This is a genomic window from Streptomyces sp. NPDC048481 (genome assembly GCF_043200075.1).
In the GTDB taxonomy this organism is placed as follows: domain Bacteria; phylum Actinomycetota; class Actinomycetes; order Streptomycetales; family Streptomycetaceae; genus Streptomyces.
Map to the genome: position 1 here is coordinate 87,623 of NZ_JBICXC010000016.1, position 10,465 is coordinate 98,087.

Genomic DNA, 10,465 nt, shown 5'->3' on the forward strand with positions numbered 1-10,465 from the left:
CTGTGTCGCGCGGGGGCCGGTTCAGGCCCCGACCGCCGCCGGGCGGGCGGCGGCGTTCTGCCGCACATGGGCCAGGACCTGCTCGGTGGCCTGCCGTGCGGAGGCCATGCACACGCCGACGCCCACGCCGTCGTACAGGGCGCCGCACACGGCGAGGCCGGGCTGGGCGGCGACCGTCTCGCGGATGCGCCGCACCCGGTCGAAGTGGCCGACGGTGTACTGCGGCAGGGCGTCCTGCCAGCGGCTGACGCGGCGGGCCACCGGGGCTCCCCGCACACCCGTGGCCTCGGCCAGTTCCGCGGTGGCCAGGGCCACCAGGTCGGCGTCGTCGCGCCGCAGCAGATCCTCCTCGCCGAACCGGCCGATGGAGCAGCGCACGATCTCCACCTCGCCGGCCAGGTGCGGCCACTTCACGGTGGTGAACGTGACCTCCTTGACGGCCTTGCCCTCGCTCGCGGGCACCCGGTAGGCGGCGTACCCGCGGCCCGAGAGGCCGCCCGGGAACGCGGCGCGCGGGTAGGCGAGGGTGACGACCGCGACGCTCGAGTAGGGCACCTCGGCGAACGCCGAGACGGCCGGGGCGGTTCCCGGGATCTGGGCGAGCAGGCTGCCGGCGGGTCCTGCCGGGACGGCTATGACGACGGCGTCGGCGTCGATGTGCTCCGGGGCGTCGGCCGCGCCCACGTTCACCCGCCAGCCGTCGGCGCGGCGGGCCAGTTCGCGCACCGGGGCGTCGGTGCGCACCGTCGCGTCGGGCGCCGCGGCGAGCACCTGGCGCACGAGCACGGCGGGCAGCGAGCCGAACCCGCCGTCGAGGGTCGCCACCCGCACGGGCGGCGGCTTCTCCCCCTCGGCGAGCACGGGCGTCAGCGAGGCCGCCGCGTCCGCCAGCGAGACGTGCGAGCGGGCGGCCTTCGCCAGCGGCGTGAGGGTGGCCTCGAAGGACAGGTCCGTCGCGCGGCCGGCGAACACGCCGGCGAGGAACGGCTCGACCAGGCGGTCCACGACCTCCTGGCCGAAGCGTCCGCCGACGTGGTCCGCGACCGAGACGTCGCCCTCGCGGTCGAAGGAGGGGAGCACCAGGTCCTGCCGGGCCCGCTCGACGCCCGCCGCGGAGACCACGCCGGACCTGGCGAGGTCGTCCATGTCGCAGGGGACGCCCATGAACTGACGGGCCGGCTGGTGCCGTACCGCTCCCCCGGTCCAGATCGCCGACGCGGTGACGCCGGCCGACATGATCTTCTCGCCGAGTCCCGCGTCCGCGATGAGGCCGGTCGTCCGGCGCCGGTTGGCGTACAGCGACTCGGCCCCCTCGTCGACGGGGACGCCCGCCACCTCGGAGACCGACAGCTTCCCGCCGAGCCGGGAGGACGCCTCCAGGACCGTCACCCGCACCGGCTCGTCGCGGAGCTGGAACGCCGCCGCCAGTCCCGCGATGCCACCCCCGATGACGACCACATGGGGCTTTCCACTCACCTGATCCTGTTCGGTGCCAGCCATTCCACCAGATCCTTCGTGGTTAGTGTCGTGAGAGGCCGTCTCGGCGCCGGCGCCCGGCGTCAAGACAGGTCCTGGCAGTCTGGCCGGGGCTCTTGGCCCGTCGGTCGAGGGCTGCTGGAGAGCCGGTGGCCGCCGCCGAACCAGCGCTCGAGCGCCTCGGCGAGGTCGTCGGCGGTGCCGGGGGAGGTCCAGGCGACGTAGCCGTCGGGGCGCACGAGGACGGCGTCGAGCGGGGTGCGGGGCGCGCCCGCCCAGGCGCCGGTGACGACGTCGACCCGGCCGGCGTGCCCGTCGGCGGCACGGGCCACGGAGGCGTCGGCGTCGTGGGTGGTCAGCAGCAGGCCGCGTCCGGTGCGCAGGAGTTCGGCGACGCGGACGCCGCCGCCGCCGGCGAGGGTGAGCGCCGTTTCGGGCGGCATGCGCCGGCCGAGCAGGGGGTGGTCGCCCTTGGCCAGGTCGTAGCGGATGCCCAGGTTGCTCAGCATGCCCGCCGCGTACTCGGCGGCGTCCTTGTGGGCCAGCAGTTCGGCGACGACCTCGCGCACCGGGTCCATGTCCTCGCCGGTCAGCCGCAGTTCGATCGCCGCGCGGGCGTTGCGCGCCAACTGCTCTCCGACGGGGTGGCGTTCGGCGTGGTAGGTGTCCAGCAGGCCCTCGGGGGCCTCGCCCCGCACCGTCGCCGCCAGCTTCCAGCCGAGGTTCACCGCGTCCTGCACGCCCACGCTCAGCCCCTGGGCCATCGCCGGGGGCTGCACGTGCGCGGCGTCGCCCGCCAGGAACACCCGGCCGCGCCGGTACTCGGCGGCGGCCCGCGAGGCGTCGGTGAAGCAGCTGATCCAGCGGCACCGCCCGTGGTGGATGGACTCGCCGGTGAGCCGCTGCCAGGCGTCGGCGAGGTCGGCGAAGGCGATCGCGTCGCGGTCGGCCGGCGGCGGTGTGCCCGCCTCGTGGACGACGACCCGGGTGACGCCGTTCTCCAGGTCCATCGCCATCACCATGCTGCCGCCGGGCAGGTCCTCGCCGATGCGCCGTCTGCGGGTGTCGATGCCGGTGACGTCGGCCGTGAGGAATCCGCGCCGGCCGTCCGTGCCGGGGAAGGCGATCCCGGCCAGTCGGCGCACGGTGCTGCGGCCGCCGTCGCAGCCGACGAGGTACGCGGCGCGGTCCTCGGCCGGCCCGTCGGGGCCGTCGACGTCCACCACGACCTCGTCGTCGTCCTGCCGCAGCGCGGTCACCTCCCGGCCGCGCAGGACGGGCACGCCGAGTTCGCCCACCCACTCCTCCAGCATCCGCTCGGTGCGGAACTGGGAGACCCCGCGGTGCCCGTAGTGGTCCTCGTCCAGCATGCCGAGGTCGATGGGCAGCCCGCCGAAGTGGCTGTCGGCGGGTTCGGTGGCGCCGAGCCGGCCGAGCAGGCCGCGCTGGTCGAAGCACTCGGCGGTGCGCCTGGTGAAGCTCGCGCCGCGCGACTGGCGCGTCGGGGCGGGCAGCCGCTCGTAGACGACGACGTCCACGCCGCGGAGCCTGAGTTCGCCCGCCGTCATCAGTCCGACGGGGCCGGCCCCGACGACGATCACATCCCTGGCCATGCGTTCACTCCTTCACAAAGGGAGCCGCCGGCGTTCCCCGGCCGGCGGACTGCGGGGCGCGGCCCGCGCCGAACCAGCGCTCGAGCGCCTCGGCGAGGTCGTCGGCGGTGCCGGGGGAGGTCCAGGCGACGTAGCCGTCGGGGCGCACGAGGACGGCGTCGAGCGGGGTGCGGGGCGCGCCGGCCCAGGCGCCGGTGACGACGTCGACCCGGCCGGCGTGCCCGTCGGCGGCACGGGCCACGGAGGCGTCGGCGTCGTGGGTGGTCAGCAGCAGGCCGCGTCCGGTGCGCAGGAGTTCGGCGACGCGGACGCCGCCGCCGTCGGCGAGGGTGAGCGCCGTTTCGGGCGGCATGCGCCGGCCGAGCAGGGGGTGGTCGCCCTTGGCCAGGTCGTAGCGGATGCCCAGGCCGCTCACGACCCCGGCGACCTGTTCGGCCGCGTCCTTGTGGGCCAGCAGCTCGCCCACGACCTCGCGCACCGGGTCCATGGCCTCGTCGCCGAGGTAGAGCTTGGCGGCCGCGCGGGCGTTGCGGATCAACTGCCGCCCGACGGGGTGGCGTTCGGCGTGGTAGGTGTCCAGCAGGCCCTCGGGGGCCTCGCCCCGCACCGTCGCCGCCAGCTTCCAGCCGAGGTTCACCGCGTCCTGAAGTCCGGCGCTCAGCCCCCAGGCGGCCAGCGGGGGGATCTCGTGGGCGGCGTCGCCGGCCAGCAGCACCCGGCCGCGCCGGTACTCCTGGGCCAGCGCCGAGGAGTTGCCCGCGGCCCACAGCCACAGGCACCGGGCGCCGTGGATCGACTCGCCCGTCAGCCGCCGCCACGCGTCGGCGACCTCGGCGAACGTCAGCGCGCCCGGCTCCGGGCGGGCGGGCAGGTCCGGGTCGTGGACGACGACCCGGCAGCGGCCCTCGCCCAGCGGGGTGCACACCACCATGCGGCCGCCGGGCAGCCGTTCGCCGATCGGCCGGGGGCGGGGGGTGACGCCGGTGATCTCCGCGGTGTACATGCCGCGGGTGGGCTCCCAGCCCGTGGCGGGGATGCCGGCCAGCGCGCGCACGGTGCTGTCCGCGCCGTCGCAGCCCACCACGTACCGGGCCGCCTCGTCGCGGTGGCCGTCGGGACCGGTCAGGGACACCACGACGCCGTCGGCCGTCTCGCGCAGCGCGCTCACCTCGTGACCGCGGCGCACCGGCACGCCGAGTTCGTCCAGCCAGGCGCCCAGAGCCTGTTCCGTCCGGGTCTGGGACAGGCCGAGCACTCCGCTGTGGTCCTCGTCGAGCAGGCCGAGGTCGAAGCGGACCCCGCCGAAGTGGCCCATCGGGCCCCATCGGAACGCGCCCAGGCGCGGCAGCAGCCCTCGCTGGTCCAGCGACTCGGCGGTGCGCCGGTTGAAGCCGAGTGCCCGGGACTCCTCGGTCGGGGCGGGCAGCCTGTCGTAGACGGCCACGTCGGCCCCGCCCAGGCGCAGTTCTCCGGCCAGCATCAGGCCGACCGGCCCCGCACCGACCACGATGACGTCAGTTGTCTTCATTCTTTGAGGCCCTCTGCGCTGTGGCAATGGTTGGCCATGGTGAAGCTACTCAGGGCGATCTCGGGCCGCAACGATTCCGAATTCCGCGGGCGCGGTGCGGTGTTCGACCGTGGAGTCGGCGCAATTGAACACGGCGGTGGACAGCGGCGGTGAACAGCGGCGACGAACGGGCGGCGGTGAACACTTGAGTGCGCGGTCCGCGCCGCAGCAATATCGTCGGGCGCCTTCGGGTTTTCTTCTTCCCGGGCCTTCCCGGTCCTTCTCGGGTTTCCCCGGGTTTCCGGATCTTCCCGGAGTGAATGCGCAGATTACCGGCCGCTGAAAGGAAGCTGACGTGACAGACGAGAAGATCGCCCTCGTCACCGGCGCCAACAAGGGCATCGGGTTCGCCGCGGCCCGGCAGCTCGGCGAGCGGGGGATCGTCGTCGTCGTCGGCGCCCGCGACGAGACGCTCGGCAAGCAGGCCGCCGACGCGCTGGCCGCCGACGGCATCGCCGCGACGGCGCTGCGGCTCGACGTGACGGACCCGGAGGGCGTGGCCGAGGCGGCCCGCGAGATCGAACGGCGGCACGGCCGGCTCGACATCCTGGTGAACAACGCCGGCACCGCGGGCGGCTTCACCGGCGCGCCGAGCGCGGCGACCGCGGCCGACCTGCGGGAGGTCTACGAGACCAACGTCCTCGGCGTGGTCACCGTGACCCACGCGATGCTGCCGCTGCTGCGCCGCTCCCCGGCCGGCCGGATCGTCAACCTGTCCAGCCACGTGGGGTCGCTGACCCTGAACTCGGACCCGGACTCCCCGCTGGCGGGCGTCAACATGATCGCCTACCAGTCGTCGAAGACCGCCCTGAACGCGGTCACCGTCGCCTACGCCAAGGAGCTGCGGGGAACCCCGGTCAAGGTCAACGCGGCCCTGCCCGGAGTGGTGGCCACGGACATCAACCACCACCGCGGCCCCCGCACCCCCGCCGAAGGGGCCGCCGTCGTGGTCCGGCTCGCCCTGCTGGACGAGTCCGGCCCGTCGGGCGTGTGCCTGGCGGACGAGGGGCCCGTCCCCTGGTAGCGGACGGCCCCGACGCGCGGTGGCCGCCCCACGGCCCGCCGCATCCGAACCGCACCGCCGGAGCAGTCCCCGGCGGTCACGAGACATGGAGACACACAGTGGCGCTTGACGGAACGATCCTGGTGCTGGGCGGGACCGGCCGGCAGGGCGGGGCGGTGGCCCGCGAACTGCTGCGGCGCGGGCACACCGTGCACGCCCTGGTCCGCGACCCGGCCAAGGCGGAGGCGGAGGCGCTGCGGGAGGCGGGCGCGGTCCTGGTCCGCGGCGACATGGACGACGAGGCGTCGCTGACGGCGGCGATGCGGGGCGTCCACGGCGTGTTCAGCGTCCAGACGTTCCGGCAGCCCGGCGGCGTCGAGGCCGAGGAGCGGCAGGGCCGTGCGGTGGCGGACGCCGCGGTGCGCGCCGGGGTGCGGCACTTCGTCTACAGCTCGGTCGGCGGCGCGGACCGCGACACCCGCGTGCCGCACTTCGAGAGCAAGCACCGGGTGGAGCGGTACCTGAGCACCCTGGACCTGCCGACGACGGTGCTGCGGCCGGTCATGTTCCACGACATCCTGCTCGACATCGCCCCGCGCCCGGCGGGGGACGGGCTGGTGCTGGCCATGTGGCTGGACCCGCGGATCCCGGTGCAGCTCATCGCGACCGACGACATCGGCGTGTTCGCCGCGGACGCCTTCGAGAACGCGGACGCCTGGCTGGGCCGCGTGGTCGAGATCGCCGGCGACTCCCTGACGGGCCCGCAGATGGCCGCGGCCTTCGAGGCGGCCTCCGGCGTCCCGACGCGCTACCAGCAGCTGCCGATCGAGCCGCTGCGCAACGCCCGCCCGGACCTCGCCAACATGTTCGACTGGTTCGAGCGCGACGGGTACCGCGCCGACCTGGAGGAACTGCGCCGCTCGCGGCCCGGCCTGGTCACGCTGGAGCGCTGGCTGACCGAGAACTGGACGGCGCCCGTGGCCGCGGCGGCCCGCTGAGGCCGCTCAGGTGAAGACCGGCTGCCGGGTGCGGGTGCGCTTGAGCTCGAAGAACCCCTCGGTCGCGGCGACGGCGAGCACCCCGTCCCACAGCCGCGTCGCGGCCTCCCCGCGCGGGGAGGGCGTCACCACGGGCCCGAAGAACGCCACGTCCCCGACCGCGACGACGGGGGTGCCGACGTCCGCGCCGACCCGGCCGATGCCGTCGTGGTGCGAGGCGCGCACCGCGCCGTCGTACGCGTCGCTGCCGGCCGCGTCGGCGAGGGCGGGGTCGAGGCCCGCGGCGGTCAGCGCCGCCGCGTACGTGGCACGCTCCCGGGGCGCGCGCTCCAGGTGGAAGCGGGTGCCCAGCTCGGTGTACAGAGCGCCCAGCACCTGCGCGCCGTGGGCCTGTTCGGCGGCGGCGCACACCCGCACCGGCTCCAGCCGGGCGGCGAGGTCGCGGTGCCAGCGCTCGGGCAGGTCGGCGCGCCCCTCGTTGAGCACCGTCAGGCTCATCAGGTGCCAGCGCACGTCGAGGGGCCGCTGCCGGGCGACCTCCAGGATCCAGCGGGACGTCAGCCACGCCCAGGGGCAGGTCGGGTCGAACCAGAAATCCACCGGGGTGGGAATGTCGTGCTCCAACGGGTCCTCCTCGACGTAGCCGGGCCGGAACAATTTGGCAAGCGGGGCCGGAATTTCACTGGAGTGGTGCTGGACGGCCCCTGTTCAACCGCTCAAATTCCCCGGTTGAACACGCGAAGGTCATTGCGGGAATACGGAAGTTGCGGTTTCGAGAATCGCCGACCTATTGTCTGGAATCCGCGAAGAATGCACTCCGAAAGGAAAGGCATGTCCGTGCTGCCCGAGGTTCGTGACCAGTCAGACTCGTATGCGCTGCTCCATCTCGTCCAGGGCGCGGTGATCACCCAGGCGATATCGGTCGCGGCCCGGCTCGGCGTCGCGGACGTGCTGGCCGACGGCCCGCTGTCCGCCGAGGACATCGCGGCGCGCGTCGGCTCCCACGCGGAGGCGACCCACCGCCTCCTGCGGGCGCTCGCCGGCCACGGCGTGTTCGCGGTCCGCCCCGACGGCCGGTACGAGAACAGCGCGCTGTCCGAGCCGCTGCGCGAGGACGCCCCGGACTCGATGCGCGGCTTCGCCCTGCTGATGAACCACCCCACGCTGTGGGAGGAGTGGGGCCACCTCTTCGACACCGTGGAGACGGGCGAGGCCAACCTGCCCAAGCTGCGCGGCATGGGCGCGCTGGACTTCTTCCACGCCCACCCCGACTACGCGCGGGTGTTCTTCCAGGCGTTCGGCGAACTGTCCGCCTCGGAGACCGACCCGATCCTGGCCGCCTACGACTTCTCCGGGTTCGGCACGGTCGTGGACGTCATCGCCGGCCGCGGCAACCTCCTGGCGGGCATTCTGAAGCAGGCGCCGGACGTCAAGGGGGTGCTGTACGACTCCGAGATCGCCACCGTCGACTCCCCGGCGCTCTTCGAGGCGGCCGGAGTGGCCGACCGGTTCACCATCGAGCACGGCGGCTATCTCGGCAAGCTGCCCTCGGGCGGCGACGCCTACGTCTTCAAGCACATCATCCACGACTTCTCCGAGGCCGACGCCGTCACCGCGCTGCGCAACGCGCGCGAGGCGATCGCGCCCGGCGGGAAGCTGCTCGTCGTCGAGTACGTGATCCCGGAGAACAACGACAAGCACCTCGGCAAGACCATCGACCTCTGGCTGATGCTGATGCTCGGCGCCCGCGAGCGCACGCTCGCCGAGTACCGCGAGCTGTTCGCGAAGGCCGGCTTCGAGCTCACCAGGGCCGTTCCCACCAGCGCGCCGATCTCGGTCATCGAGGGCATCCCGGTCTGAGGCCGCCGCGAGCAACCGACTCATTCCCGCATACCGCACAGGAGAAGACCCGATGACCCCACGGATGGACAACCCCTCCCTGGTCGTTCCCGGCGCCCTGCAGCCCCTGCTCGACCTGACCGAGGTCATCGGCAAGGTGGGCGTGCCGCAGACCACCCTCGACCTCGTCCGGCTGCGCGTCAGCGAGATCAACGGCCGTGTCTACACGTTCTCGGACGACCCCCAGCAGGCGAAGAAGACGGACGAGCGGCTGAAGCGGGTGGCCGACTGGCGCACCGAGACCTGCTTCGACGAGGCCGAGCGCTGCGCGCTGGAGATGGCGGAGGCCGTCACGCTGATGACCGACCCGCAGGACATGGCCTCGGACGAGGTCTGGGAGAAGTCCTCCCGGTACTACACCGACGAGCAGCTCGGCGCGCTGGTCATGCACATCGGCCTGGTCAATTTCTGGAACCGGGTGAACGTCGCCACCCGCCAGGAAGACGCGGCCTGGCGCTGAGAAGGGAAGACGGCACCGTGCTGAAACTCATCAACGCCGGTCTGGGCAGGACCGGTACGACCTCGCTGAAGGCGGCCCTGGACCGGCTCGGCCTGGGCCCGTCCTTCCACATGTTCGACATCGTCGGCGACGCCGAACGGCTGCGGCAGTGGGAGCGGATCGTCTGCGACGGCGAGCGCCCCGACTGGGCGGCCGCCTTCGACGGCTACCGCTCCGCCGTGGACGGCCCCTGCGCGCTCTACTACCGGCAGATCAGCGAGGCGTTCCCGGATGCCAAGGTGCTGCTCACGGTGCGCGACGCCGACAGCTGGTACCGCAGCACCCACGACACCCTGTACCAGTTCGCCCTGCGCAGCGCGGCGAACCCGCCGGAGCCCGGCAGCGCCCAGGCCCGGCTGTTCCGCATCACCGGCACCATGGTCTGGGACGGGCTGTTCGGCGGCCGGTTCTCCGACAAGGACCACGCCGTCGAGGTGTACCACCGGCACAACGAGGAGGTGGTGCGCGTCATGGGCGCCGACAACGTCCTGGTCTACGACGTGCGCGAGGGCTGGGAGCCGCTGTGCGCCTTCCTCGGCGTCGACGTCCCGCGCGAGGAGTTCCCGCGCACCAACGACACCGCGTCCATGCGGCAGCGGATCGCCGCGGCGGCCGGCGCCGCGGCCGCCACCGGCTGAGCGTGTGAGGAGCCTTCGGTGCTGATAACGGAAATGACGGTCCCGGGCGCCTACCGGCTCGAGCCGGAGCCGCTGAGCGACCGCCGCGGCCTCTTCTTCGAGTCCGTGCGGGCCAGTTCCCTGCTCGCGCAGAGCGGCTGGGAGTTCACGGTGCGCCAGGTCAACTACTCGGTGTCCCGGCGCAACACCCTGCGGGGCATCCACGGCACCACGGTGCCGCCCGGCCAGGACAAGTTCGTCACGTGCGTGCGCGGCAAGGCCCTCGACATAGCCGTCGACCTGCGGGTGGGCTCGCCGACGTTCGGCTGTTACGACGTCACCCTGCAAAGTCCCGAGACGGGGACGGCGGTGTACCTGCCGGACGGGGTCGGGCACGCCTTCCTCGCCCTCACCGACGACACCTGCATGAGCTACCTGTGCTCGCAGGAGTACGTGCCGGGGACGATGATCGACGTCGACGCGCTCGACCCGGCCCTCGCCCTGCCGTGGGACCTGAAGGAGCCGCCGATCCGCTCGGACAAGGACGCCGCGGCGCCCACCCTGGCCGAGGCGGCGGCGGCCGGTCTGCTGCCCACCTGGGAACAGTGCCCGCCGCGTCCGCTGACCGCGGCGGCGGGCTGACGGAAGCGACCGGAGGACGAGTACGGCGGGGGGGGGGCCCGGGGCCGCCCCCGCCCCGCACGGCCCCCCCCCCCCCCGGGGGGCGCCCCCCGCCCGGGGCCCCCCGGGCCCCCCCCCCCGGGCCGCCCCGCGCGCGCCCCCCCCACCCCCC

At 73.9% G+C, this 10,465-nt stretch carries 10 protein-coding genes; 6 read left to right on the forward strand and 4 right to left on the reverse strand.

Annotated elements, in window-relative coordinates:
• Positions 1–21: 21 nt before the first annotated feature.
• From hemG to ACGFSH_RS33125, 3 genes are read right to left on the reverse strand one after another with little or no spacing between them, the layout of a single operon-like run.
• The gene (hemG, locus tag ACGFSH_RS33115; RefSeq protein WP_393355055.1) at positions 22–1,500 is read right to left on the reverse strand and encodes a protoporphyrinogen oxidase; all 1,479 of its coding nucleotides are present in this window, start codon (positions 1,498–1,500) and stop codon (positions 22–24) included.
• Positions 1,501–1,559: 59 nt separating this feature from the next.
• Positions 1,560–3,089: an FAD-dependent monooxygenase gene (locus tag ACGFSH_RS33120; RefSeq protein ID WP_393355057.1), complete on the reverse strand. Its 1,530-nt coding sequence runs from the start codon at positions 3,087–3,089 to the stop codon at positions 1,560–1,562.
• 4 nt (positions 3,090–3,093) lie between these two features.
• Positions 3,094–4,617 carry an FAD-dependent monooxygenase gene (locus ACGFSH_RS33125; RefSeq protein WP_393355059.1) on the reverse strand — a complete coding sequence of 508 codons (1,524 nt, stop codon included), beginning with the start codon at positions 4,615–4,617 and terminating at the stop codon, positions 3,094–3,096.
• A 334-nt stretch (positions 4,618–4,951) separates the two neighbouring features.
• Between ACGFSH_RS33125 and ACGFSH_RS33130 the strand changes: the two genes are divergently transcribed.
• On the forward strand, positions 4,952–5,680 hold the full coding sequence (locus ACGFSH_RS33130) for an SDR family oxidoreductase (protein ID WP_393355061.1): 729 nt from the start codon (positions 4,952–4,954) through the stop codon (positions 5,678–5,680).
• A gap of 98 nt (positions 5,681–5,778) precedes the next feature.
• On the forward strand, positions 5,779–6,657 hold the full coding sequence (locus ACGFSH_RS33135) for an NmrA/HSCARG family protein (RefSeq protein WP_393355063.1): 879 nt from the start codon (positions 5,779–5,781) through the stop codon (positions 6,655–6,657).
• A gap of 6 nt (positions 6,658–6,663) precedes the next feature.
• Here the strand turns inward: ACGFSH_RS33135 and ACGFSH_RS33140 are convergent, their stop codons facing one another.
• Entirely contained in the window at positions 6,664–7,281 is a 618-nt protein-coding gene (locus ACGFSH_RS33140; RefSeq protein ID WP_393355065.1) for a DsbA family protein, read from the reverse strand.
• A gap of 207 nt (positions 7,282–7,488) precedes the next feature.
• On the opposite strand from ACGFSH_RS33140, the gene ACGFSH_RS33145 reads away from it, so the two are divergent.
• Genes ACGFSH_RS33145 through ACGFSH_RS33160 form a run of 4 tightly spaced genes read left to right on the forward strand, consistent with a single transcriptional unit; the run spans position 7,489 to position 10,314 of the window.
• On the forward strand, positions 7,489–8,517 hold the full coding sequence (locus tag ACGFSH_RS33145; RefSeq protein ID WP_393355067.1) for a methyltransferase: 1,029 nt from the start codon (positions 7,489–7,491) through the stop codon (positions 8,515–8,517).
• A 52-nt stretch (positions 8,518–8,569) separates the two neighbouring features.
• Complete coding sequence (locus ACGFSH_RS33150; protein ID WP_393355069.1) at positions 8,570–9,016, forward strand: carboxymuconolactone decarboxylase family protein; 447 nt, start codon at positions 8,570–8,572, stop codon at positions 9,014–9,016.
• Positions 9,017–9,033: 17 nt separating this feature from the next.
• Positions 9,034–9,693 carry a sulfotransferase family protein gene (locus ACGFSH_RS33155; protein WP_393355071.1) on the forward strand — a complete coding sequence of 220 codons (660 nt, stop codon included), beginning with the start codon at positions 9,034–9,036 and terminating at the stop codon, positions 9,691–9,693.
• An 18-nt stretch (positions 9,694–9,711) separates the two neighbouring features.
• A complete protein-coding gene (locus ACGFSH_RS33160) occupies positions 9,712–10,314 on the forward strand; it encodes a dTDP-4-dehydrorhamnose 3,5-epimerase family protein (RefSeq protein WP_393355073.1) in 603 nt (200 codons plus the stop codon).
• Positions 10,315–10,465 lie beyond the last annotated feature (151 nt).

Excerpts from the sequence above, each read along its gene's own strand:
- hemG (WP_393355055.1), bottom strand. The coding sequence starts at position 1,500 with ATGGCTGGCACCGAACAGGATCAGGTGAGTGGAAAGCCCCATGTGGTC.
- ACGFSH_RS33145 (WP_393355067.1), top strand. The coding sequence starts at position 7,489 with ATGTCCGTGCTGCCCGAGGTTCGTGACCAGTCAGACTCGTATGCGCTG.
- ACGFSH_RS33120 (WP_393355057.1), bottom strand. The coding sequence starts at position 3,089 with ATGGCCAGGGATGTGATCGTCGTCGGGGCCGGCCCCGTCGGACTGATG.
- ACGFSH_RS33125 (WP_393355059.1), bottom strand. The coding sequence starts at position 4,617 with ATGAAGACAACTGACGTCATCGTGGTCGGTGCGGGGCCGGTCGGCCTG.
- ACGFSH_RS33150 (WP_393355069.1), top strand. The coding sequence starts at position 8,570 with ATGACCCCACGGATGGACAACCCCTCCCTGGTCGTTCCCGGCGCCCTG.